Genomic DNA, 26,478 nt, shown 5'->3' with positions numbered 1-26,478 from the left:
CCCCGCCTTATGTTTAAATCTCAAATCAGAATAAGCTTATATGATGAACAATTTACCCCTGACCGTAAAACGATCGATAGAATTATTGGGACTGATAGCCCTTGCCGCTGTAATGGTTATCGGACGAGATATCATCATGCCAATATTGATGGCTTTTTTTATCAGCATTATGCTACTGCCCTTATACCGTTTTTTAAAAAGAAAAAAAGTACCCGAATCATTAGCCATTATTTTACCCATTTTATTAGTAGCCCTGTTTGTGGCTTTGATTATTTGGTTTTTCTCCAACCAGATTGGGATTTTGGTTAAAGATTTTCCGCAGATAAAAGCCAATGTAACACAGCATATCAATTCGCTGAGCGACTGGATCAGTCGCATTACCCATTATAACGATAAACAGCAAAAAGCCTTTATTCAGGCCAAAAGTGATGATTTAATGAACATGGGAACATCAATGGCTGGCGGTGCAGCACTTACCTTAAGTGGTATTTTTGTATTTATTGGCCTGTTGCCCATCTATATTTACCTGATGCTTTTCTATAAAGATATCATACTGCGCTTTATCTTTATGTGGTTTAAAGCAGACGACCATCCGAAAGTTAAAGAAGCCATTTATGAAACCGAATCGATCATTAAAAGCTATTTGATCGGATTGTTGATTCAGATCACCTACATGACCATTTTATTGGGTGGGATATTGATGTTGATTGGGATAAAACATGCCTTATTAATTGGGGTAATCTTTGCCATATTAAACCTGATCCCTTATGTTGGCGCATTGATCGGTAATGTGATCGGGGTGTTGCTAACACTGACTTCATCGCAGGAGTTATGGCCGGTGCTTACGGTTTTAGGGGTAATTGCTTTTGTTCAGTTTTTGGATAATAATATACTAATGCCACGTATTGTAGGTTCTAAGGTGAAAATAAACGCCTTATTTGCCATCCTCGGTGTATTTATCGGCGGTAGCATAGCGGGGATCTCGGGAATGTTCCTGGCATTGCCTATTGTAGCTGTGCTTAAAGTTATCTTCGATCGTACAGAATCTTTTAAACAATGGGGTGTGTTGCTTGGTGATGAACGCCCGGCCAGAAGTCCGATGACTTTCCCTGTTTTTAGGCGAAAAAGGCCAGTGGCTACCAAATCAGGAACTGAAAAAGGTTAGTTTTTTAATTGTAGAAAAGATATAGAAGCATAAACGCAAGGAACCTGATTTTATCAGATTTCCTTGCGTTTTGCATTATATTGAATAATAAGAAGTATTGAGATTGCTGTTCTGCTTTTCTGCAGCTTCAATGGGAGCATAATCAGAAAGGATAAGTGCTTCGCCCTTTTTTACACATACGTCATGTTCAAAATGTACAGATGGGCTACCATCTGCAGTTCTGATGGTCCAGCCGTCCTCATCCAGGAAAACATCTTTTTTACCCATATTGATCATAGGTTCAATGGCCATCACCAGATTTTCTTTTAAAAGTAAACCAGTGCCTTTCCTGCCATAATTAGGCACCTGAGGATCTTCATGCATCTCTTTACCCAAACCATGGCCTACAAGGTCTCTCACTACTCCATAACCCTGTTTTTCGTTATGACTTTGGATGGCTGCACCAATATCGCCGATTCGCTTGCCCACAACAGCTTCCTTAATTCCAAGAAAAAGTGATTCTTTAGTTGTTTTGACCAGGTTTAATACCGCTGCCGATACTTCGCCTATGATGAAGGTATAAGCATGATCGCCATGAAAGCCATTTTTAATGGTACCAACGTCTACTGAGATAATGTCGCCATCTTTCAATTCATCTTTGGTTGGAAAGCCGTGTACAACTACATCGTTTACCGAGGTAATAATATGAAAAGGAAAGCCATTGTAGTTGTAAAAGGAAGGTACGGCACCATTATCCAATATAAATTCGTTAGCTACTTTATCAATCTGGAGGGTAGTAATACCTGGCTTTAATATTTTAGCTACTTCTGCAAGGGTATCGCTCACCAGTAGCGCACTAATCTGCATCAGTTCTACTTCTTCGTTGGTTTTATATAAAATCATTGCCACAAATTTAACAAAAGAAGCGCAAACGGAGAAAATACCAAAAGAATGTGATGTAAAATCATTAATTCATATGATAATAAACTTGTTAAATACTCAATATTTGCTTTTCATTAAGAACACAGCCGGTAATCGGGGGTTAAAACTTTATGTCTGATTCTGCTCAGGGTTTCTAAGCGCATGCCAAGATAACTGGCCAGATAACGTTGCGGTATTCTACTGATGTCCAAACCGCTTGCCTGAAGTTTACGGTATCTGTCTGTGGCTTTTGGTATGCGTGCAAGGATAGCTCTTTCTGATGCAGCATAATGCTGAAGTGCCAGTAGCTTTCTGCCGATTAGGTTGGACTCGGGATAGTTGGTATACATTAAATCCATCAGGGTGTAGGGAATGCAGATCAGCTGGCATTCTTCGAGGGCCTGAAGATACTCAACAGAATGGCTGGGTTGCAGATGGGGGTGACGTATGGCGCCAATAATTTCTTTTCCAGTGCTAAACCAGGTGCTGATATCATTTTTACCATCGCGTACAAAGCCACGTACAAGCCCGCTAACTAAAAAATATAAAGAAACATTCGTATCTATTGGAGAAAGAATATGTTTGTTTTTTTTGATATAGATGAGCTTACAGGATTTTTCAAGTTCCGCCTTTAGCGCTTCAGATAAAGGATAGAATTGCTCAAGATAATCGAAAAGCGGACTTAAAAATGATGTTTTGTAGTGCATAACTCAACCCTGTTTTGATTGCTGTAAAAAAGATCTGTGGCATACTCATCTGAAACTACGTATGCATAAATGATCTGAAACCAAAGGTATCTGGTTTTTTATTTCACACTGAAGAAAAGGGCATCTGTACTCTCTAACGATACGATAGTTAGACTTAAAAATTGTTTTACAGCCGTTTAATGGCTTAATTCATGTGCGAAATAGGCTGTTGGCATTAAACCTGTTTCTTTTTTAAAGGCATTATAAAATGTGGCCTGGCTTTTAAAGCCAGCTTCTGAAGCAATGGCTTCGATGGTTATTTTATCTGATTTTAGGGGATATTGTTTCAAAAAGTAATCAATCCGGTAACCGTTTATCCAATCGCGGAAATTTTTACCAATCTGCTTGTTGATCACGAAAGAACAGTGGTGGATGGGGAGGTTAAGTTTTGCGGCAAGATCGATAATCTGAAAGTCGTGAACAAGATAAAGCTGTTCACGTTCCATTATTTCCTTCATGGCAAAGGCATAACCAGCTAGCTGCGCATCTAAAAACTTGATTTTTTTTGCTGTTATTGGAGTCCGTGTTTGATTTTCTGTCTTTAAGGAGATCAGACCAGGGTCAATACCTGTTGTTTGCTTGCTGGTTGGTTTTTTAGTCCAATCTACCGCCACCAGCAAGTAGCCATAAAAAATATACGGTTTATGGAGCGTATACAATAAAACAAGCAGCAGAGCCAGGCAGTTCATTACAATAAAATAAGTATTAACATATGGGATATGTAAAAATCTTAAAATAATGGGTACCAAACCCAACAGCTGGAAAAAAGTTGCAACCCGAAGAAAAAAGATAATCCATTTTCTTCCTTCACTTTCCAGTAGCTGTTGCGGTTTATTCTTGAGGCGCATGACCGTAATCCACGTGGCACATAGATAGCCCAGTACCAGCAGTGGCCTACCGATGTAATGGAAATATGGCGGAAAAAGGCCTGTTTTTGCTTTTAATGAAAAGTAACCGTTTTGGGCTAATTGGGTACCCACTAAATTCCAATCGTTTGTAACAGGTAAATGCCAGGGGATTACGTGGATAATGGCCAGTAAGGTTGGCACAAAATGAAGCCATTCTATTTTTTGTAAATGTTTACGATCCTGAAGAAAACCTGTAATGTATAAATAAAAGCAGGCGGGGGCCGCATAATAAAAAGGAGTAAAAGTCTGATGAAAAAAGGCTAAAGCATGAGGCTCGCCGGCTTTAAAGAGCAGCGAAGTAATAATCTGTCCAAATCGTGCAAAAAATATAACTGAAAGCAATATGTTTAACAGTTTATTCCCTCTTTTCGCGAAAAAAAGATGCATGGAGAATAAAAGCAAAAATAAACAAGTTGTACTAATGAGAAGGTTTAAAGACTGCATATTTCCAACCAAGATAAGACATATTTGCAATATTAATTTCCCTGATTTTATTTTTTTTAAGTGGTGAAATGCGCCACGCTTAAAATGTTGAAAATGAAGAGGAATTTAATTAATATGGCGTATATTGCCGATCGGCCCTTATGTTTTTATTGCTTTTTTATATTATTTGCAATAATGATTTGGCATAAACGTTTGTTTAATTTATAAAAAGCAATAGTTTTGCGGCCCGTTTATTGTTAGCGGAAAGGAATATTATTTAATTAACGGATGTTTACCATCCCTATAAAAGAAAAATTATGGACAAATTTAAAAAAGTGCAAGATCTAATCTCTTCTGTTGAAGCAGACGTAACTAAATTTTATGATGGTGGTAATGCTGCAGCAGGTACACGTGTACGTAAAGCCATGCAAGACTTAAAAGTTTTAGCGCAGGAAATTAGAGCTGAAGTAACTGATAAAAAAAATAGCGCAAAATAATTTGTTTTCGCTTTAAACAGAAAGCCCATCTAGATTTAGATGGGCTTTCTGTTTATATGCAGATTTTAGTCTTTTGCTTTAACTATCGGTTACGATTATTTATTGCGTTTGCTGGTAACCAGTTTATCGGTAAAAAAGTCGCGAAAATCATTATAATAAAGATCGCCCACGGTAAAGCTGGTGTCGTTAGAAAGTGTTACCCTAGTGCCTTCAACATGTAAAATATGATTGATGGAAATAATATAACCTCTGTGCAGTTGGATAAAGCCTTTTTCTATGTTCAGTTGTTCTTTAACATCTTTCAGACTTAAATAGGCAATAATTACTTTCTCTTTTGTATGGATTTTGATGTAATTGTGAAAACTTTCAAAAGCGATGATGTCTGCATATCGTACCAAAACAGCTTTGTGTGCTTCGGATTTATTTTTCACAAAGAAGTAAGCCTCCTCCTCAGTATCCTCAATCTCATCCCCAAAAACCCGGTTAAGCGTGAAGGCAAATTTAGCATAACCATAAGGTTTAAGTAAATAAGCATCTGCATCTGCTTCGAAAGCTTCAAAGGCATATTCCTCGTGCGAGGTGGTAAATATCAGTTTGCGGGTTTTGGATCGGATTGCTTTAGAAAGGTCAATACCCGAAAGCTGTGGCATTTGAATATCCATAAATATTACATCTACCAGATCAATATTTTTCAGTTCGTTTAAAGCCGCCATCGGATCGGTGTAACTAGCTAAGAGTTCCATATTCGGGGTATCTGATATGTATTTTTCAAGACCCGAGATCGAGTTTTGCTGGTCATCAATGGCTATACACCTAATCATTTGTTAATCTTCTTTGTACATAACGAATTTACACCTTTTCGCAATGAAAATAGAATAATTATCATGTTTTGCCTTAATTTTCCTTTGCACAAGCTTATTTGAAATGACGAAAAGACCTTTCTCGTTGATGTAGGGCAAATTAAATGATGTAATCTGATAAAATTTTGGGTTCATTGGTCAAGGCACCGGTAAGACGATGATTTTATCCATAATCTGAAAGGATTTGTCCTCCGTTTTGCAGATCAGAATCCTGATTTTACTTCCTGGCATAGATAGCCGGGAGAGAAGATTGCTCATATTGTAGTCATCGGATAAAGAAATTTGATTAACTTTTGAACCGATCTGTAACGGAAACAAGCCGATCTGTGTAAGGATATGCTAAAAATGGAAATAGAATCCGATATTGGTATACAATCCAGAGAATACACGGATATTAATGCGAATCATATTCATCGATATAAAATAACATCTACCTACAAAAACATAGTATCTAAATTATCTCTCTTTCCTATCTAAATTAGCGCTCCTTTTTTAGATAGGATTTTTTTATCTGTCCATATATTGGTTTAAATGCTTAAGGCCTCTTTATACGCAAATTCGCCTTGTATACCTCTTTTAAGTGGCCAAATTAACTTAGAACATTCACGATCCGGCAATTCTGATGTACCAAAGCTTTCTAAACAGGTATCGAAGACTAGTTGATTTACATAATTACCTAAATTTGCCCAATTCCTTTGTAAAAAAATGAAAACATAGGGGTGTAATGAGATAACAGCCAATGCGATGCAATGAAACCGATTGTATTTGTATTATCTTTGTGTGGTTTCTATGCATATCTACGGTTCATATTCTGATAGCGAATTGGCGTACTTGTTAACTCAGGGTGATGAGCTCGCCTTTACCGAAATTTACAACCGTTTTTATGGCCTGCTTTTCATCCACGCCAGCAAACGTTTAAATGATGAAGAGGAAGCGAAGGATGTATTGCATCAGTTGTTTGAATCACTTTGGGTAAAACGTTTACAGGTTGCGCCTGATGGTAACTTATCCGCTTATTTATATACAGCCGTACGTAACCGTGTGCTGGATGTTTTTGCGCATCAAAAAGTGGAAAGCAGATACGTAGATTCTTTGCAGGATTATATAGATCAGGACCATGTGCTGACCGATTATTTGGTGCGGGAAAAGCAAATGGCATTATTGATTGAGCAAGAAATTAATGCTTTGCCACCCAAAATGCGGGAAATTTTTATTTTAAGTCGCAAAGCAAATAAATCGCATAAGGAGATTGCCTTAGCCTTAGGGCTTTCCGAGCTAACTGTTAAAACACAGGTGAAAAAAGCACTTCGAATTCTTAAATCGAGGTTGGGTGTGGCTATTTACTTGGCTTATCTTTTAAAAATCTATCAATAACGCACTGTAAGGCGTAAATAAAATCTTTTTTTCTTCAAATTAGCGCTATCGAATTTATTTTTTTAAAAAAAAATAAATTTCTGATACCCCCAACCCTATACCTTGGCCGTATATACATTAATCAACCCAAACAAACTTCTTTTTAATGGAGAAAAATGCGAAAAAGCTTTTAGATAAGTACATTGCTGGTAATTGTACGCCAGACGAGATGACGGTTATAGAAGACTGGTATCTGCAATTACCATTTGAAAAAGAAGCACCTCATCATTCCTTAATAGAATCCACCAGCCAAGAAGTTTGGAACCGGTTAAGCCCTCGCGGTAAATCTGTAAAAATGGTTATTGTTAAATGGCTTGCCATAGCAGCAAGCCTAGTTTTATGCCTGAGTGTTGGGATCTACTTTGTAACGCAGCATTATGCTGCTCCTTTAACTGCCAAAACCGAATTAAAAAATATTCTTCCGGGCGGAAATAAAGCAGTGCTTACCCTGGCTGACGGAACTGTTGTTAACCTGGATGATGCTAAAAATGGTCAGATTGCGGATCAAAGCGGCATCGTGATCCGTAAGACAAAAAACGGCCAGCTCGAATATATCATTAAAGAAATCCCGAAGGCAACTGTAAAGGGATCGAATACAATTGCTACGCCACGCGGAGGACAGTATGAGGTAAATCTTCCTGATGGAACAAAAGTTTGGCTGAATGCCGCCACAACCTTAAAATATCCTTATGCGTTTGCAAAAAATGAAAGACTGGTAGAGTTAAATGGCGAAGCCTATTTCGAGGTTTCAAAAGATCGTACCCGTCCTTTTAGGGTAAAAACAGCAGTACAAACGGTTGAAGTTTTAGGTACGCATTTTAATATCAATGCTTATCAGGATGAAGCTGTTGTTAAAACTACACTTTTAGAAGGTGCTGTAAAAGTAAGTACTCCATCGGCTTCAGTAAATCTGCACCCCGGTGAGCAATCGCTGTTAAATGCAACCAGTGCCAGGTTATCGCTCAATGCGCGGGTAGATGTAGATAAAGAAATGGCCTGGAAAAATAATGTTTTCTCTTTCGATAACGACGATTTGCAGAGCATTATGCGCCAGATTTCGCGTTGGTACGACGTAGATGTAGTTTATCAGGGCAAAATTACATCAGAAAAATATGTGGGAGAAATACCAAGAAACAGCAACCTGGCAGAGGTTTTTGAAATATTAGAACTCAACCACGTTCATATTGATGCCAGGGGTAAAGTAATCACAGTAACAGGAAATTAAATAAGAATGGCTTTTCTTTAAACAGCCGCAAAAATCAACCAACCAATCACCAACTAACTAAACTTTATGATGAAAAAACTACCAGAAATTTAACGGAATACCTTAAAAAAAAAACCGAAAGCGCGGCAACGCTTCCGGTAGAAATTTGGACAAGCAGCCTGCTTCGAAACCCAGCTGCTATTTTTTAACCTCATTCATAACAAAGGTATGAAATTAACTACCCTTTACAACCCCGTGTGCGACATGCGGAGGGTAAAGATTAAAATTTTATTGGTCATGAAATTGACTGCAATCTTACTATTGGCCGGTGCCCTACATTTGTCGGCAGCCACATTTTCTCAAACAGTAACGCTCTCCCGAAGAAAAACTTCGCTTAAACAGGTTTTTAAAGAGATCAAAAAGCAAACAGGCTATTTTTTCTTTTACAAAGGGCAATTACTGCAGGATAAACCTGATGTAACGGTAGAGTTCAATCACACATCTCTCGCAGATGCGCTGAATGCTTCTTTAAAAGATCAAAATCTAAGCTATAACATTGTTAACAAAACCATAGTAATTAGTCCCGGGGCAAATAAACCGGTTATTACAGCCCGTATAGCGGTAAAAATCGAGGTAAGGGGCTTGGTAGCTGATCAAGCTACCGGTGAAACCCTTCCTGGCGTTAATGTTTCGGTTAAAAACGGTGCCAGTGTAGGCATCACCAATGAGAAAGGCGAATTCAAAGTAAACGTTGACGAAGGAAGCATTTTGGTTTTCAGTTATGTAGGCTATGACTTGTTTGAAATCAAGGTTACAGGTACTAAAACGTTAAACGTTAAGCTCAGCCCTAAAATGACCCAAATGAATGATGTAGTGGTTACCGGTTATCAAACGATTAAAAAAGATAATTATACCGGCAATGCGGTAACCATATCCGGAGAACAGCTGAAAAGGGTAAATCCACAGAATTTGCTGCAAAGTATCGGCACATTCGATCCTTCCTTTAAACTGATTGAAAATAACCTTGCAGGTTCCAACCCGAACAGGATTCCCTCCATTAATGTCAGGGGAGCCTCTGCACTGCCCAGCGGTGATGGACAGGTGCTGAGAAGAGATGATATTCTTGGAACGGCGAACATGCCTGTTTTTATGCTTGATGGCTATGAAGTGAGCGTGCAGAAAGTATTTGATCTGGACGTGAACCGTATTGCATCGGTTACCTCTTTAAAGGATGCAGCCGCAACAGCAATTTACGGTTCGCGCGCGGCCAATGGTGTAATTGTAATTACCACTAAAACACCATTAGAAGGAAAACTACGTATAGAATACAACTACGAACTGAATCTTACCGCTGCTGATCTGAGCGATTACCAGGTTTTAGATGCAGCTGAAAAACTGGATTATGAGGTTTTGGCCGGGTTATATAGTTCTTCAAAACAACAGGTGCCTCAAGATCAGCTTGATGAAATCTATTACCACAAAAAAGCCAATGTTGTTGGTGGGGTGAACAGTTATTGGTTATCACAACCGCTACGCAATACCATAGGCCATAAGCATGCTGTAAACCTGGATGGCGGTTCGCAGGCATTCCGTTATAACGTAAATCTTCGCTACCAAACCAGGCCTGGAGCGATGAAAGGCTCTGAAAGAGATCAATATTCGGGTGGAATGAGTTTTCAGTACAATGTGAAGAAACTTCAGTTCAGAAATGAATTATCCGTAACACAGGTTGGCGCTACCGAATCACCTTATGGCGATTTTTCCAATTACGTAAGGATGAATCCTTACTATCCGTTAAGAGACGCCAATGGTATGGCCATGAGGATTTCGGATGTATATGAAAAACAGGATCGGTCAAAAGAATATGTGTTTAATCCATTATTTGACGCCAATTTAAGCAGCTTCAATAAATCTAAATACACCGAAATTATCGATAACCTTTCTGCCGATTTAGAAGTAGCAAAAGACCTGAGGTTAAGGGCGCAGATGAGTGTTACCACACGATCAAACTCCGATGATATCTTCACCTCGCCACAGGCAAATAAATATTACCTGTATACCACCGATAAAATTGATGAAAAAGGCGAATATACCAACAGGGAAATGAAAGAAACTTACTGGGATAGTAACATCAGGTTAACCTGGTTAAAGCAGATCGGCGGTAATTATTTTAATGCTTTGGTGGGGGTAAATGCCCGTACAGAGTTACGCGATCAGAAAGAATTTACCGCTATTGGCTTTGCTAACGATCGTTTTACCAGCATCGGCTTTGCTAAAGGTTACGCAGAAGACGGAAAACCCCTAAGCAGGCTCGAAAAAGCCCGCTTATTCGGTTCGTTTTTTTCCGTAAACTATTCGTACAAAAACCGGTACCTCATGGACGGAACCGTTCGTATTGATGGTTCTTCAAAATTCGGCGTGAACAATAAACTGGCCCCATTCTGGTCTTTCGGATTAGGTTGGAACGTACATCAAGAGGAATTTCTGAAGAATAACCCTGTTATTAGCCAGTTGAGGATAAAAGCCTCTACAGGACTCACCGGGTCAGTAGAGTTTGACCCTTATTTGTCAAAGACCATCTATAAGTATAACACCGGAAACTGGTATTCATCAGGCATTGGTGCCAATGTAAACAGTTATGGAAATGAGAATCTTGGCTGGCAAAAAACCAGGATGACAGATATCGGTGTAGATATTGGGCTGTTTAAAGACCGGGTAATGATTTTGCCAAGAATATATAAAAAGTTTACCAAAGATATTTTGGCCGACATCACGCTGCCACCGTCAACAGGGTTTTTGTCTTATAAAGAAAACCTTGGCGATATGGAAAACAAAGGCGCTGAGCTGGGCATAAACGTTGAGGCCGTAAGAAGCAAGGACTGGTCGGTAAACCTGAATGCCAATTTGGTTTCCAATAAAAATAAGGTCGTAAGGATCTCGAACGCTTTAAAGAAATACAATGACCGGGCAGATGAACTACAGTCTTTGAAGCCTGGTGACGGAGGTTACCGGGGAATTCCATTGCTCAGGTTCAGCGAAGGGCAGCCATTTAATGCCATTTATGGTGTACGCTCATTAGGCATAGATCCGGAAAATGGCCGTGAATTATACCTTAAAAAAGATGGTACACTCACCTATGATTACGATAAAAGGGATTATGTTGTAATCGGTGATCCTAACCCTAAAGTGAGCGGCTACTTTGGCGGAACCGTTAACTACAAAAGGTTTAGCCTGTATGTGCAGTTTCAAACCTATTTCGGCGGAGATAAATACAACCTCACCCTGGTTGAACGTGTTGAAAATGCCGACCCAAGATATAATGTGGATAAACGGGTGTTCGAGGAAAAATGGAAGCAGCCTGGCGACCTATCTTTTTATAAAAACATAGCAGACAATGGCGAAACGGATGTTAGCTCCAGATTTATACAGCCTGATAACCTGATCAACCTGCAATCGGTTAACCTTTCTTACGATATGAACAAAAAAATCGCGTCAAAATTGTCGATGTCGAGCCTCATGTTCCAGGTAACGGCTAATGATGTGGTACGTTGGTCATCAGTGAAAGAAGAAAGAGGAATCAATTATCCATTTACCAGAAGTTTAACCTTCTCCATCAGAGCAGCTTTCTAAGCGATATTAATTAACGGATTTAAAATATAAAAATATGAATATTAGATTGTTGATCTGCCTCATCGTAATAACAGGATTGTTGAGTTCCTGCAAAAAATGGCTGGAAGTTGAGCCCGAATCAGAAATTGCGGCGCCCATTTTATTCAGTACCGAAAGTGGCTTTATGGAAGCCATAAACGGTGTGTACAACCGCAGTACCGAATCAGATCTGTATGGCAAAGAACTTACCTTTGGTACAACAGAAGTATTGGCGCAAAATTTTTCAATGCGTGATGACGGTCAGGATTACAGGCAAACCTCCCTGTATAATTATAAACATGGCGAGTTCATTAAACGTAAAGACAAAATTTGGGCGGGTTTATACAATGCAATTGTAAACTGCAACCTGATTCTGGAAAATGTAGATGCAAAAAAGAACATCTTCAGCGGCAATAATTATGCGATTGTTAAAGGTGAAGCACTTGCATTGAGAGCATATCTGCATTTCGATTTATTACGTCTTTTTGCTCCCTCTTATCTGAGAAATGCCACTGCAAAAGGCATTCCATATGCAAATAAATATACCAAAGAGATTACGCCGGTTTCGAGCGTATCAGAAACGATCGATCTTATCCTTAAAGATCTGGAGCAAGCTAAACAATTATTAACGGCCGATCCGATCCGCAGTGCCGGCTACATTGTAAATTATCCTTTGGTTACCGATACGCTCAAAAATACGGAAGAGCGGAACCCGAGTTTATTTTTACAGAACAGAAGGCACCGTTTAAATTATTATGCGGTATGTGGCACGCTTGCTAGGGTATATCTTTATAAGAATGATAAAGCTAGAGCTTTACAGAATGCAAAAGAAGTAATCGACTCTAAAAAATTCCCCTGGACTTCAAAAAGCGATTTTGAAGCTTTCGAAGATTCAAAAAAAGACCGGATTCTCTACAAGGAACTTGTTTTTGGATGGTATATACCAGGCGCCGCAAAAGAGATCAAAGACAATTGGTTTCAAAGTGGTACCAGGGGCTTTTATTTAATTGAGGATGCTGCAGATTATATTTATGAAAAGGCTACAGCCGGTGCGAGTGATTCCCGTTATAAATATTGGTTGTCTGCTACTTCCAATCAGTCGTCACGATCTTACGATATTGTTAAATACCGCAGAAATCCTTTAAGCGCTGAAGCAAATGCAAACTTACATTATCTGATGGCTCCTGCCATCAGGCTTAGTGAACTATATTATATCGCTGCCGAATGTTCATATGCAGGCAATCCAACGGAAGCCGTAAATTTCCTTAAACAGGTTCGGGAAGCGAGGCAGATTGGCGATCCTTTATCCATCAATAGTGAAGAAGACCTGTTAAAAGAGCTGCTTAAGGATGCACGTAAAGAATGGTTGGCAGAAGGTCAGCTATTTTATATGTATAAAAGGCTGAATAGGGGTATTGTAGGCCAAACCGGGGTAATCATCCCGGCTTCTGATAACATTTTCGTACTCCCTCTTCCTAACGATGAGGTGGTTTATGGCGGCAGATAGAATCATTTGAAATTTATTAATAGCAAATTATGAAAATATACATATTAATATTCGCAGTCATTTGTCTGGCTTCTTGCAAAAAAGCAGAAGAGATGCGTTTTGATCATAGTGCAAATGTTTACTTCGACATTTATAATGGAGATAAAGACAGTATTGTAAGAACCTTTGCCTATAATCCTACACTGGCCCAAGATACCGTTTGGCTGCCGGTACGTTTATCCGGAATCAGAACCAGTGCAGACCGGAAATTCAGTGCACGGGTAGATACTGATTCTTCTACCGCTACGCCCGGATTACATTATGAAGCTTTGAAGCCACAATATTCCATTCTTCCGAATAGGGGAATAGGGTATATCCCGGTAGTGATTTACAATCAGGACCGGCAACTGGAAAACAGATCGGTTTCGATACTGATCAAATTAACCGGAACGCCGGATCTGGGCATCGAAAACCCTTACCTGATCAGGGCAAAGGTTGTATTCTCATCCAAATTAGAAAAACCAGGTTGGTGGGACACCTGGCCGTTACCGCCTTACTCGAGAACCAAACATGAATTGTTCATTCTGGTCACTGCGCAGACATCTCTTACTACAGATGGGCTAGACGCCCCAAAAAACCTTTATTATATCGGTTTATTAACCACGATGTTAAACAATCCGTTTAATTGGGTGGCCAAAAATGCAGCAAAAGGTTACGTTATTGAAGAAGTTACTGCTGGCAATACCAATAGCTATTACTTCTACAACAAGAGCAACCCGGCTAAAAAAACGCTTCTGAGAAAAAACATGCAGAATGGTAAATATTATTTTATAGATGAAAATGGCAACGAGGTTATTTAATTCGAAGAACATGAACATTAAAAAATTAATCATATTCATAATTGGCGTAGCTGCTTTAGCCGCATGTCATAAAGACCTGGGTAACTACGATATTGATATGCCTATAGCGCCTAAACTGGTTAACCTCGATTCTGTTTACACCGCAAATGTCGGCGATAGTTTGATCATTAAGCCGAAAATAGAAGGTGCTGATGCCGCAAATGTAGAACTTCAATGGAGGATCAGTGTAATGGAAGGGAATGATGTTTTATACAACGGCCCCGCTTTAAGGATCATTTTCGGTTTGCAGGCTAAAAGATATCCTGCCCGCCTCACGGTTTACAATAAAGCGAATGGGATGAAATATTTCCATCAGTTTTACATTGATGGGGGAACGGAATTTGCCAAAGGCACAACCATATTAAGCGTTGAAAAAGGAATTACACAGTTTTCGTTTATTAAGCCGGATGGTAGTGTACAGGCCCGTTTATATCGCGCCATGCAAGGGAAAGATCTGCCACCAAACCCAACAAATCTGTTCCTTTTAAGGAATACATTTACTGGTGGTACCTTGCTGGGCTATTGGATCATTACTAAAAATGGCGGCATCAGGCTGGAACCCAATACCATGCAGGAAGATCCAAAATATCCCAATACGCTCAAAGACAACTTCTTTACACCACCGGATAATCTTGAGGTCGGTTCACTGATTTCGCATCCGCAAGGGGTAATGATGGGCGTTGTTAACGGTAAATTTTACGGCGGTACCACCAGTACCTGGGATCAGGCAGCCACTTACGGCATGTTTGGTTTACCGGCTGATGGTGATTACGAACTGGCTTCATCTTTTGCCATGAGTTTCACACAGTCAGCAACTTATTTTATCGGATTTGACCGCAACAGAAAACAGTTTGTACGGATTAACTTATATGGCGCACCTGTTTACTTTGGTACCCAATATTCAGTTACGGCCAATGTTTTTGATCCGCTAAATGTTGGTATGGACCTGGTTCATATGGAGCAGCTTAACAATGCTGATTGTTTTGCCTATTGCAAAGGAACCGATGGTAAAATGTATGAATTAAAGTTTAATGTTCAGTTCAACGGTCCGTTCACTTTTACCCCGCAACATAAACGTTTATTCGTTCGCCAGGAGTTGATTAATGAAAATACGAAGTGGAGCGGTGCTAAAAACGGGGTGATCTACATGGCCAATGGAAGTAAAGTTTACCGTTATAATCCGGTAAATGAAGAGCTGAGGGAACTGGCAACCAGTTTTAGCGGAAAAACGATTTCGATGTTGAAACTTAGCGAAGATGAGGAAACCCTGATGGTAGGAACAGAAGAAACTGTTTCTTTTTTAAACATTTCCACTGGAATGAACGGTGTATTCATCAAAAAGATTGAAGGTATACCAGGCGCGCCCGTAGATATCGCCATTAGAAAGTAAACTGATGAGACAGCATTATGTTTTTGTGTTAATGCATTTCCATCCAGCTAGGCCATGGCACAGTATCTCCGTTCTACTTAAAACCGGCCTGACAAATTTTTCGGAATGCACGGTCCTAGCCTTATCATTCGCTTTAAAAGAAAAATTTTCAAACGGCGTGTTTTGGTTCTTTTTGACGCCAAAAAGAAGGAGCCAATCGGCGGCGGCGAGCCGAGGCAAGACTATGCTGAAAGGAATAATAAATGAGTTATGTTAATCACAAAAACTTTACATAATAATCTCCATTATCACAACTTATAATTAAAACAAACTCTTGTCATTTAACCATAAAAAAATTCAAATGAAAAATATAAAATTAGCATTATTAGCCCTATTATGCCCAGCCTTAAGCTGGGCACAAACGCCAAACTTTAGTTTAACTGGTAAAATAGGAACACTGGGCACGCCTGCAAAAGCCTATATCGATTACATGGATAACGGTGTAAGTCACGAAGATTCTGTAACGCTGGTTAACGGCAGTTTTAAATTCACCGGACATATTTCCGGCAATGCCTATGCCCGAATGGCGCTCGATCATACGGGTGCTGGTAAAGGCAAGGCTGTTTACACAGGTGATGTCATTTACTTTTATTTTGGGAAAGAGCAGGTTACCATTAGTTCAAAAGATTCTTTAGAGAATGCTGTTTTTACAGGCTCAAAGGTATATCAGGAATACGATGCCTATAACAAAGCCATTGGCGGTACCATTATGGCCCTAACCAAAGCGGTTAATATCGATTTTAACAAGGGAACACCCGAACAGCAGAAAGATACCGCTTACAGGAAAGCGGTAGATCTGCGCTTCAGAAGAAATATCCAGAACAGAACAGATAAACAGTTTCAGTTTGCTAAAGAAAACCCAACTTCTTATTTCGCATTGGTGGCACTCTCAGAAGCAGCTGGAAGCAAGGTTGATGTAGCCAAAGTTCAGCCGGTTTTTAATGCCTTAAATAAAGCTTACCGCGAAACCGATATGGGGAGAGAACTGGCACAGCGTATCGCTGCGGGCAGTATTACTGCTGTTGGAAATGCAGCCCCTCTTTTTACCCAGAACAATGTGGTTGGCAAGCCGGTTTCATTGGCCAGTTTTAAAGGAAAAGTAGTACTGGTTGAATTTTGGGCAAGCTGGTGCAGTCCATGCAGGGCAGAGAACCCAAACCTGGTAAAACAGTATGAGACTTATAAAGACAAAGGTTTCGAGATTATATCGGTTTCATTAGATCATGTAAAAGAGAATTGGTTAGAAGCGATAGAAAAAGATGGTTTAGACTGGGTTCACGTCTCTGACCTGAAAGGGTGGAACAATGAAGTGGGCCGTTTGTACGGTGTCCGTGCGGTGCCTGCAAGTTTTCTGGTAGATGCGCAGGGCAAAATTATCGGCAATGGCCTTCGTGGCGAACCGCTAAACAAAAAGCTTGCTGAAATTTTTAACTAATTATTGACTGGACTGATCTTGATGAAGGAAAAGATGCCAATTGTACGCTTGGTGTTTGTTTCGCCAAAGTAAAAATGTCTGATCAAACTGATGTGACTGTTAAGGGCAGGGCCAGTTAAGTTTTCTGCCCAAAAAATCATAAAAATAATGAATAACTATATAAGGACCATAACAGCAACCTTTGTGTTGCTGTTTGGCCTGAATGCTTATGCGCAAAAAAAGCAGGTGGCTAAATTTCAGTACACCATTGCCCGGGCGGTTAAAAAAGTGTACCCTGCAAGTGTGCGGATGTGGGGTTTTGATGTACAGCAAAACCAAAGAACCAGCGCCCAGTTTAGTGGTGTGGTAGTCAGTGCAGATGGTTATATTTTAACGGCTGCGCATACCATTTTACCGGGCAAAAATTATAAGGTTTTTTTTCCTGATGGACGTGAATGTATTGCAGTGGCTTTAGGTAAGATAGAAAACAAGGAAACCCCTGGTATTCCGGATGTGGGCATGATGAAAATTACCGGTAAGGGCAGTTATCCGTTTGCAGAGATCGGTTATTCAGGCAGTTTGCTTGAAAATGAACCTTGCATCAGTATTTCTTATCCCGAAAGCCTGAACCAAACCCTGCCCACTTTAAGGTTGGGCCGTATTGCAGAAGTTAAAAATGAATATGGTTTTATTCGCTCAACCTGTAAAATGGAACCAGGTGATTCAGGTGGACCTTTATACGATTATCACGGCCGCGTAATCGGATTGCACAGTGCGATTGATGTTGCTGAAGACATGAATTTTGAAATTCCTGTTGATCTTTACCGCCAATATTGGACAGCCTTGAACAGCGAAACGCTTTATACAGCTTTACCCGAAAAAACAGATCATGTGAAAACTGATCCTTTGTTTTTGTTATTGCAGAAAGAAAGCAGACAAAAGGCTTTACATCCGGATTTTGATACGTCAAAGCTTAAAAACAGTTGTTTCACCATTACAAGCACCATAAAAGGACAAAAGCAGCAAATTGATGCCTGTTTATTAAATATTAAAACATCAAACGGTATTAAAAGACAATTTTTACTGAGCAAAAATACCATGGTCGGCGAAGCGGCAAATTGTGACATTAATGGAAAAAGGGTGCCGATTAACTTTATTGGAAAAGATCAGGAAAATGACCTGGTTTTATTTAAACTTGGTCAATCTTTAAAAGGAGGAATTGATTTAAATATTGCTGATGCCGACACTATTAAAATAGAGATGGGTAAACTGCTTTATAGTATAAATCCTGCAGGCCATATGATTCGTAGTATTTTAGGCAGTACGTTATTTAATTTGCCAAAAGTAAATAGTCAGCCTTATTTAGGCGCCATGATAGTATACCATTCTAGTCCTGTACAATTCTCGTTAATTAAAGAGGGAAGCCCGGCAGAAAGAGCAGGGATAAAAGTTGGCGATGAACTCATCAGTATTAATGGAAAAGCCATCAAAAAAGCAAGTGAATTTGCGCCCGAAATCTTAAAATATTGGGCAGATGATGAAGTTACCTTCGAATGGGAGAATGCATCTGGTAAAGTGAACAAAACATTCAAGCTTGACGGAAGGGGACAGTCGCTCTCCAATCATCCTGCAGATAAATTTGAAGGCGGAAAATCAGAGCGAAGAGATGGTTTTAACGCCATCTTTACACATGATGCGGCCATTAAAGCCAATGCATGCGGATCACCTGTTTTTGATTGGGAAGGTCATTTTTATGGAATCAACATTGCCAGGTTCAGCCGCACGACTACAGTTGTGGTTCCAAAGAAAACAATTGTTGAGTTTGTTTTAAAGCATGTGAGATAGCCTGTATTAAATGACTGAAAACTGTCATCCTGAGCCTGTCGAAGGACCTTCATTTAAATTTTTCTATTAGCTGGTGTCTCACGGACCAAAGACTAAATCATACATTTTTTGGAGCGCAGGGCCATTCGCGACGATCAAAGATCGTTCCCGTGCTTCGCTATATCCTTTCGCTGCGCTTCAGGGATGTCGCTTCTCCCGGGGCTAAAAACGCGGTTAGTGCTAAGAACAAACCAATAAAGTATGAAACGTTATTTTGTTTCCTGTAAAGACCTTTGTTAAATAAACCTTTTTGCAGCGGCTATCCTTTTTGTTGCACAAACCAAAATGTTCCCGCTGAGCCTTCACAAAAAGATAGAAGCGGAAAGAAGGAATGCTGGAACCGAAGCGCACTGCACCGCCTTTCCAAAAAAGGAAAAAAATATGCTTTTTTGGAGCGCAGGGCCATTCGCGACGATCAAAGATTGTTCCCGCGCTTCGCTATATCCTTACGCTGCGCTTTAGGGATGCCGCTTTGCCCGGGGCTAAAAACACCGTTACTGCTAAGGACAGAGTTTGAACCGCTATTTTGTTCCTATTGATTGGTGTCTCACCAACTAATGTTAGTATTCAAAAGATTCTTCACTTCGTTCAGAATGACATACAGGAAGTGATTTATGATGCTTATTTCTTCACCAGCGAATCAATTTCAGTATTAAATTCTTTCACAAATTCCTCATAAAATTTACCGGTGGCCGGGCCATTAAAACCGGTATGGATCTGGGCTACATTTCCCTGTTTATCGATTATTATCGTAGTTGGGAACGATAAAAATGAATCAAGTGCAGGCAATGATTCAGATACCGCTTGTTTGTCGGCTGTGCCTGCCAAAACCTGATCGTATTCGATACCAAAGCGATCGCGGAAACGGCTCATCACTTTTTTGGCATATTCGGGCTCGGTAGAACGTTCGTAATGCAAGGCAATAATTTCTACGCCGCGGTTTTTATTCTTTTTATACCATGGCGCCATAAAAGTAGCTTCATCAACGCAATTAGGACACCAGCTGCCGGTAATGGTTAAAATCACTACTTTGTTCTTGTATTTTTCCTCTTTTAATGAAATCTTTTTACCATTTACATCAGGGAAACTGAAATCGAGTGTTTTGTATCCTTTTTTCAGGTAGGTAAGTTGATAAGGATCCGGCAGGGCAGCATCTTTATTTTTGGTTCCGGCAAAAGGCTGACTGCCTCTTGCACTTAAAACTTCACCCTTTAAAGTGCCATCTGCCCCGAAAGTTCCTTGGTAATAAGCAGGAGAGGAGCCAATAAAACTCGAAAGTTGAAATTCATTCCCTTCCACAATACCTTCAAGATAGCGTGAATCGCCGGTTACACGGAGGAAAGTTCCCGTCAGTTTGTTTCCCGTTTGTTTAAATAAACCTACTGTTTTTTCTTCTTTGCCATTCGGAGAAGTAAAAATTACATCATAACTTCCGGAATAATCGGCTAAGGCGGGTTTATCTGTTTTAAAACGGTAATTTTTGCGTTCGGCATCAATTATTAAAGGTTTTCCGGTTTTATCCTGTTTACGTAAAGTTCCTGTTAACCGATCGCCATCTATTGCAAAAGCCAGTTCATTATCAAACTGATCCAGTTTAACAAAAAGTGAATCGGCCGTTTGTTTCACCAGACCACCCTCAAAACTTTCTTCGGCATTGCGGAAATACAATTTCTGTTGACCGCTTTTTTCCTTAATCTCAAAACTGAAAGGGATTTCGAGACCCTCTTTTACTTTAGCTACACCACGCCAGTTGCCTGACGCAACAAAAGCTTTTGCTTTTTTTTCTTTAGCTTTTGCCTGTTGGTTATTAGCTGAAACAGCCTGATTTTGAGCAAAGGTAATGGAGGTTAATATAGCCAATACGGCCGTTAATAAGGTTTTTATATTCATTGAAAAGTATATTAATCTACTAATTTAGTCGACAAATATACGGATGAAATAACCAAAGAAAAAATATTTTAATAAATATCTATAAAAACTATAGGATAAATGGAATTAATTATACCTTTGCCCCAGTTATTTTAAAATACTTATCAAGAAAGGCGGAGGGAATGGCCCGGTGAAGCCTTAGCAACCATCTAATTTTTAGAAATGGTGCTAATTCCATCCCGGATGAATCCGGGGTAGTTAAGTCAGTTGTTTGCCTATCTTATTAATATATGGAGCACTTCTGATTTAAGGGGTGCTTCTTTTTTTGCCCGGAAGCTGCTCTTGATAAGTAAATATGTATTATAGAAAATCATTGAAATGAAAAAAACAGACGAGCTAAAATCCATTGATGCAAAGCCTAATGCCTATTTCCGAATGCGTATGCCCTGTTAAAATAGCATTCTTTTAACAGGCTTTTTTGATCTGACCATTCCTTCTTATTCTTTAATAAAACACGGTTTTGGCCGTGCAGAAATTGTTATTGCCAAATTTTTATCCTTAATCTAATCATTAATTACACACACATGTTCACAAATTTTAAATTAATAGCGTTTGTTTTGCTGCTTTTTATCACGCAGCAATTATTCGCTCAAAATGCCACCATTACCGGAACGGTGAAATCGGCAGATGGTGAGACACTACCGGGTGTTTCTATATTTATAAAAGAAACCAAACAAACCACCATTTCTGATGCTAAGGGTACTTTCTCGATAAATGCACCCGAAAAGGGCACATTAGTGTTTTCATATATTGGCTTCAGAACGCAGGAAATACAGATCAATAAAAATGCTGGCCCGATTTCGGTCATCCTTCAATCGAGTGATAATGCACTGGATGAAGTAGTCGTTACCGCATTGGGAATTTCGAGACAGAAAAAATCGCTTGGTTATGCTGTTCAGGAATTAAAGGGGCAGGATTTGTCTGAAGCAAAAGAATCTAACCTGGTTAATGCACTGGCCGGGAAAATAGCCGGAGTAAGGGTAACCAATAGTCAGGGAAGCATGGGATCATCCCGTGTAGTCATCAGAGGGGAAACGTCTATAGCCGGAAATAACCAGCCACTATTTGTGGTTGATGGGATTCCGGTAGATAATTCGCAGTTAAATTCTGCGGGCGCAAGAGATTATGCGAATGCCATTTCAGATATCAATCCAGAGGATATTGAATCAATCAGTGTATTAAAAGGACCAAACGCAGCGGCACTATACGGCTCAAGGGCTGCCGCAGGCGTAATCTTAATTAAGACGAAAACCGGTAAATCAAAAAAAGGATTGGGCATTGAGGTTAACTCTAATGCCGTGCTGGAAACTTTGCTTACCCTGCCGGTTTACCAAAATGCATTTGGACAGGGGTCGGAAGGTAAGTTCAGTTATGTAGATGGGGCTGGTAAGGGCCTTAATGATGGGGTAGATGAGAGTTGGGGACCAAAAATGGATGGTAGACTAATTCCGCAGTTTTTTTCGAAAGGAGTGGCGGTTCCATTTGTAGCTCATCCTGATAATGTCCGCGATTTCTTTCAGACAGGATATTCATTAAATAATGGTATTGCTGTGGCAGATGCAGGCGAAAAATATGATTACCGGATATCTTATAATAACCTGAAACAGGTAGGTATTGTGCCTAACTCCGGTCAGGGTAAAAACTCATTTGTATTAAATACTTCACTAAAGATAACGCCAAAACTGACTTTAACGGCCAATGCAAACTACAGCAAGCTGAGTACTGATAATTTACCTGGTACAGGTGGTTCAAGATCAACCAGTACGATGTTACAATTTACCTGGTTTGGCCGTCAGGTGGATATCAACCAGCTGAAAAATTATCTGGATGAAAATGGAAAAACGTTTAACTGGAACAATAGCTATTACAGCAATCCATATTGGGTAGCTTACGAAAATACTGTATCGCAAAACCGCAGCCGGATAATTGGAAGTTTAGCGCTTAATTATAAAATTATTGAGGGGCTTGATTTCAATTTCAGATCAGGAACAGATTATTACAACGACAGGCGTAAGGTTAGAATCGCTTATGGTACCAATGGAACACCTTTTGGTTCTTACACCGAAAGTGCCTTTACCGTGAGCGAAAATAATACCGATGCAACTTTAAACTTTAACAAACAGATAAGCGATGATTTTAGCTTAGAATTGTTGGGTGGTGGTAATATCCGCAGACAATATATCGAGCAAAATGACCAGAGCGCACCTAAGCTGGCCATTGCAGGGCTTTACAACCTTAAAAATTCCCGCGATCCCCTGGTTTCGTCCAATAATTTATCTCGTTTAAAATCGTATAGTGTTTATGCATCCGGACAGATCGGTTTCAGAAATTACCTTTTTGCCAACATTACGGCACGTAACGATTGGTCGTCTACTTTGCCGGCGCAGAACAGATCTTATTTTTACCCGTCATTTAACGGGAGTTTTGTGGCCACAGAAGCTTTTGATATTAAAAGCGAAGCCCTTAACTATTTAAAAATACGTGCAGGTTGGTCTAAAGTAGGTAAAGATGCAGATCCTTACCGTTTAATCAATACCTATGTATTCAGTGCGCCATTTTATGGTAATCCTCAGCTTACCACGGGTGCTATCGACCTGAATCCTAACTTAAAGCCAGAAACGACTACTTCTACAGAACTTGGGCTCGAAGCGGTATTCTTTAATAAAAGACTGCGGTTTGATTTAAGTGCATATAACACCAATAGTTACAACCAGATTTTAGCCGCCGATGTAAGCCAGAGTACAGGTTTTAGCTCAAAATTGCTTAATGCCGGAAAAATCAATAATAAAGGAATTGAAGCACAATTAGGTATCACCCCAATCAAAAAAGCCTTTAACTGGGATGTAGATTTCAATTTTGCCGCAAACAGGAGCAGGGTAATTGAGCTGGATGCTGAAAAACTGCTGACTAATTATGTGGTGGCCACAAATTCGGCCCAGGTGATTGCAACAGTTGGTCAGCCATATGGCTCATTGTTCGGAACAGCATTTTTAAGGGATGGTAACGGCAACATCATTGTTAACGCTACTGGTGCACCGGCCACAAATCCAACCAAACAGGTATTGGGAAAATATACACCAGATTGGATTGGCGGCGTTTACAATACCTTTAGCTATAAAGGCATCAGTTTAGGTGTATTGGTTGATGCCAGTTTTGGCGGCTCTATTTATAATGGAACTTACGCTACAGGAACTTATACGGGCGTTTTAGCTTCCACACTTCCGGGAAGGGCAGCTGAATATGGCGGTATTTCTTATTATTATCCGGGTAATGATAAAGCCAATGGAACCATTCGGGTAAATGGAACTGCACCGGCAGGTGTTACCGTATATGACGACGGGATTATTTTTGATGGTGTAACGGCTGATGGCAAACGGAACGAGAAGATATTGCCTGCTCAGCAGTATTACAAAACCTTTAGAAATATAGACGAAGCAAATATTTTCGATGCTTCCTATGTAAAACTGCGTGAGGTAAAATTAAGCTATAATTTACCTGCAAAATGGCTGCGTCCGTTAAGTTTACAAGGGGTTTCGGTATCACTTGTTGGCCGTAACCTGTGGATTATTCACCGCAACACGGTTGACATTGATCCGGAAGTGGCTTTTAATACAGGTAATGGTCAAGGTTTGGAAAGTTTATCTAATCCAAGTACCCGCAGTTATGGTATCAACCTGAACGTTAAATTTTAAATATTTCCATCATGAAAAATAAGAAACTATATATACTGGCTATTTTGGCAATTGCATTTTCATCATGCAAAAAAGAATTGGATGAGGTAAATATCAATCCCAACGCACCTGAAGTTGCACAACCCGATTATTTGCTTACCGGAACAACCAAAGCTACAGTAGATACCTACTGGGGCGTAACCAATAACATGAACTCCAGTTTACTGTTCGCGCAGCAATGGGCTAAAGTGCAATACACAGAAGAAGACCGTTTTATTTATTCGAACAGCAGTTTCACGGCATTATGGTCAACTGGTTATGCCCAGAGTATTGCCGGTTTTAATAAAATTATCGAACTGGGCGATGCACAAGGCAATGCGAACTATAAAGGTGTTGCGCTTGTACTAAGATCATGGACATTTTTACTGCTTACCGATGCTTATGGCGATATCCCATACTCGCAGGCAGGAAAAATAAAACAATTTGTTACCCCCGTTTACGATAAACAGAAGGATGTTTATTATGGTATTTTAAACGATTTGAAGTCAGCACAGGCCACTTTAGATCCTGCAGGAAAGGCTATAGCCGGTGATGTGATTTATAGTAACAATATTGCCTCGTGGAAAAAGTTTGCCAATTCGTTGAGGCTTCGCATCGCCTTGCGTATTGCAGATAAAGATCTGGCTAAAGCCAAACAGGTAATTGATGAAATAAAGGCGGAAGGTGGTGCTTTTCTCAGCAGTAATTCAGAAAGTGCTGTTCTAAAATATGATGTATCACCACAGCAAAACCCGGTAGCAGCTTCATTCGAAACCAGAAACGATTACCGGATCAGTAAAACCATTGTGGATAAACTTAATTCTTTAAATGATCCACGGTTGCCTGTTTATGCCAGTAGAACCGAAAATCAGCCACAAGGTTATGTAGGTATACCCAATGGTTCAACTAACTCTGAGGCCAGTGCGATAGGTTTGGCAAATTCTTCTAAACCTGGTGTTTACTTTTTAGATGCCAAGGCACCGGCTGTAATTTTTAGCTATGCCGAATTACTTTTCGACAGGGCAGAGGCGGCCGCGAGAGGTTTTATTGCCGAAGATGCTGAAGATTTATATAAGCAGGCCATCAGGGCATCTTTTTTACAGTATAATATTGGTGGAACTGTAGTTGAAGATTACATTAAGCAATCCGGAGTAGTTTATAGTACGGCCAATTATAAAAAATCAATTGGCGAGCAAAAATGGATAGCCTTATTCGGTCAGGGCTTAGAAGCCTGGGCAGAACAGAGAAGGTTAGATTATCCACAGTTAACGGCTTCGGTAAATACAGTGTTGAACGGAAAAATTCCGGTACGTTTTATTTATCCCGGAACTGAACAATCGTTAAACGGGCAGAATTATAAAAACGCAGTAAGCAGTCAGGGAGCAGATTTGTTAACCACCAAACTTTGGTTCGATGCTTTTTAATGGCGAACCGTCTCTCTGATTGATCTGTGGTGCCGGATGTTACCGTCTGACACTAAAACAAAAAAGTCCCGGTTTTAAACCGGGACTTTTTTGTTGATCAGAGAAAGAGATATTTAGCCTCTTCAGGCTCTTTATGATCTCCGGGTATTCATCTCGCCAAATCTTCAGCGGCATTGCTCACCCTGCTTTTCAGGTCTTCTGTATAACCTTTTGCTTTATCGGCCCATTGTGGTGCACGATCTAATAATTCATCAACGATAGATTGTCCTGTAATTGGATCTTTCTTCGTGATATATTTTACGCCTGCATATACTGCTGCGCCAATAATGGCTGTTCTTAAAATTCCCATGTTCTTTTCTGTTTTTTAAAATTAACATTTTGAGGTCGTTAAAAGTTTTAGACAATGCTAAATAACCTTTGTTACAAATGATGTGCTGCCGGATGTTACCATCTGGCAGATCGGTGATTCTACTGTTGGATTAATAATTTTAGTTGGGGAGATTCGTCGACTCCGCTGAGGATGACAAAACGAGTAAAAA

At 39.9% G+C, this 26,478-nt stretch carries 18 protein-coding genes and 1 riboswitch; of the genes, 12 read left to right on the top strand and 6 right to left on the bottom strand.

The genetic code is table 11. The features are described from left to right. Nucleotides 1-40 precede the first annotated feature (40 nt). The gene (locus ABEG20_RS09240) at nt 41-1,165 is read left to right on the top strand and encodes an AI-2E family transporter (RefSeq protein WP_406827084.1); all 1,125 of its coding nucleotides are present in this window, start codon (nt 41-43) and stop codon (nt 1,163-1,165) included. A 75-nt stretch (nt 1,166-1,240) separates the two neighbouring features. Here ABEG20_RS09240 and map read toward each other — a convergent pair whose 3' ends face one another. From map to ABEG20_RS09225, 3 genes are all read right to left on the bottom strand, one after another. Next, on the bottom strand, nt 1,241-2,047 hold the full coding sequence (map, locus tag ABEG20_RS09235) for a type I methionyl aminopeptidase (RefSeq protein ID WP_406827083.1): 807 nt from the start codon (nt 2,045-2,047) through the stop codon (nt 1,241-1,243). A gap of 113 nt (nt 2,048-2,160) precedes the next feature. Beyond that, nucleotides 2,161-2,772 (bottom strand): Crp/Fnr family transcriptional regulator, encoded by a 612-nt coding sequence (locus tag ABEG20_RS09230; protein ID WP_406827082.1) that lies wholly within the window; start codon nt 2,770-2,772, stop codon nt 2,161-2,163. A 176-nt stretch (nt 2,773-2,948) separates the two neighbouring features. After that, nucleotides 2,949-4,061 (bottom strand): helix-turn-helix domain-containing protein, encoded by a 1,113-nt coding sequence (locus ABEG20_RS09225; protein WP_406827080.1) that lies wholly within the window; start codon nt 4,059-4,061, stop codon nt 2,949-2,951. Between the two features lie 398 nt (nt 4,062-4,459). Here ABEG20_RS09225 and ABEG20_RS09220 point away from each other — a divergent pair, with 398 nt between their 5' ends. Further along, on the top strand, nt 4,460-4,639 hold the full coding sequence (locus ABEG20_RS09220) for a histone H1 (protein ID WP_057933955.1): 180 nt from the start codon (nt 4,460-4,462) through the stop codon (nt 4,637-4,639). A 95-nt stretch (nt 4,640-4,734) separates the two neighbouring features. Here the strand turns inward: ABEG20_RS09220 and ABEG20_RS09215 are convergent, their stop codons facing one another. Then, on the bottom strand, nt 4,735-5,460 hold the full coding sequence (locus tag ABEG20_RS09215) for a LytR/AlgR family response regulator transcription factor (protein WP_406827079.1): 726 nt from the start codon (nt 5,458-5,460) through the stop codon (nt 4,735-4,737). Nucleotides 5,461-6,288: 828 nt separating this feature from the next. Here ABEG20_RS09215 and ABEG20_RS09210 point away from each other — a divergent pair. From ABEG20_RS09210 to ABEG20_RS09175, 8 genes are all read left to right on the top strand, one after another. Next, a complete protein-coding gene (locus ABEG20_RS09210) occupies nt 6,289-6,873 on the top strand; it encodes an RNA polymerase sigma factor (RefSeq protein ID WP_406827078.1) in 585 nt (194 codons plus the stop codon). A gap of 145 nt (nt 6,874-7,018) precedes the next feature. Next, nucleotides 7,019-8,137, top strand: a complete 1,119-nt coding sequence (locus tag ABEG20_RS09205; protein ID WP_406827077.1) for a FecR family protein — start codon at nt 7,019-7,021, stop codon at nt 8,135-8,137. Between the two features lie 276 nt (nt 8,138-8,413). Further along, entirely contained in the window at nt 8,414-11,746 is a 3,333-nt protein-coding gene (locus tag ABEG20_RS09200; protein ID WP_406827076.1) for a SusC/RagA family TonB-linked outer membrane protein, read from the top strand. Nucleotides 11,747-11,780: 34 nt separating this feature from the next. Next, complete coding sequence (locus tag ABEG20_RS09195; protein WP_406827075.1) at nt 11,781-13,271, top strand: RagB/SusD family nutrient uptake outer membrane protein; 1,491 nt, start codon at nt 11,781-11,783, stop codon at nt 13,269-13,271. Between the two features lie 29 nt (nt 13,272-13,300). After that, nucleotides 13,301-14,110 carry a DUF4843 domain-containing protein gene (locus ABEG20_RS09190; protein WP_406827074.1) on the top strand — a complete coding sequence of 270 codons (810 nt, stop codon included), beginning with the start codon at nt 13,301-13,303 and terminating at the stop codon, nt 14,108-14,110. Between the two features lie 10 nt (nt 14,111-14,120). Next, entirely contained in the window at nt 14,121-15,539 is a 1,419-nt protein-coding gene (locus tag ABEG20_RS09185) for a PKD-like family lipoprotein (protein ID WP_406827073.1), read from the top strand. Nucleotides 15,540-15,879: 340 nt separating this feature from the next. Further along, nucleotides 15,880-17,013: a redoxin domain-containing protein gene (locus ABEG20_RS09180; protein ID WP_406827072.1), complete on the top strand. Its 1,134-nt coding sequence runs from the start codon at nt 15,880-15,882 to the stop codon at nt 17,011-17,013. 147 nt (nt 17,014-17,160) lie between these two features. Further along, nucleotides 17,161-18,837, top strand: a complete 1,677-nt coding sequence (locus tag ABEG20_RS09175) for a trypsin-like peptidase domain-containing protein (protein ID WP_406827071.1) — start codon at nt 17,161-17,163, stop codon at nt 18,835-18,837. A gap of 660 nt (nt 18,838-19,497) precedes the next feature. On the opposite strand, the gene ABEG20_RS09170 is transcribed toward ABEG20_RS09175, so the two are convergent. Next, the gene (locus ABEG20_RS09170) at nt 19,498-20,766 is read right to left on the bottom strand and encodes a peroxiredoxin family protein (protein ID WP_406827070.1); all 1,269 of its coding nucleotides are present in this window, start codon (nt 20,764-20,766) and stop codon (nt 19,498-19,500) included. Between the two features lie 137 nt (nt 20,767-20,903). Continuing rightward, a riboswitch (SAM riboswitch) is annotated at nt 20,904-21,010 on the top strand. 319 nt (nt 21,011-21,329) lie between these two features. Between ABEG20_RS09170 and ABEG20_RS09165 the strand changes: the two genes are divergently transcribed. Together ABEG20_RS09165 and ABEG20_RS09160 are read left to right on the top strand one after the other, a co-directional pair. Next, nucleotides 21,330-24,497 (top strand): SusC/RagA family TonB-linked outer membrane protein, encoded by a 3,168-nt coding sequence (locus ABEG20_RS09165; protein ID WP_406827069.1) that lies wholly within the window; start codon nt 21,330-21,332, stop codon nt 24,495-24,497. Nucleotides 24,498-24,508: 11 nt separating this feature from the next. After that, complete coding sequence (locus ABEG20_RS09160) at nt 24,509-25,939, top strand: SusD/RagB family nutrient-binding outer membrane lipoprotein (protein ID WP_406827068.1); 1,431 nt, start codon at nt 24,509-24,511, stop codon at nt 25,937-25,939. A 148-nt stretch (nt 25,940-26,087) separates the two neighbouring features. Here the strand turns inward: ABEG20_RS09160 and ABEG20_RS09155 are convergent, their stop codons facing one another. Next, nucleotides 26,088-26,288, bottom strand: coding sequence for a YtxH domain-containing protein (locus ABEG20_RS09155; RefSeq protein ID WP_134204881.1), 201 nt, complete (start codon nt 26,286-26,288; stop codon nt 26,088-26,090). Nucleotides 26,289-26,478: the final 190 nt, after the last annotated feature.

Source organism: Pedobacter sp. KACC 23697, assembly GCF_045348445.1.
GTDB lineage: Bacteria > Bacteroidota > Bacteroidia > Sphingobacteriales > Sphingobacteriaceae > Pedobacter.
The sequence above is the reverse complement of the archived record's forward strand: the minus strand, read 5'-3'. Positions and strand labels throughout refer to the sequence as shown.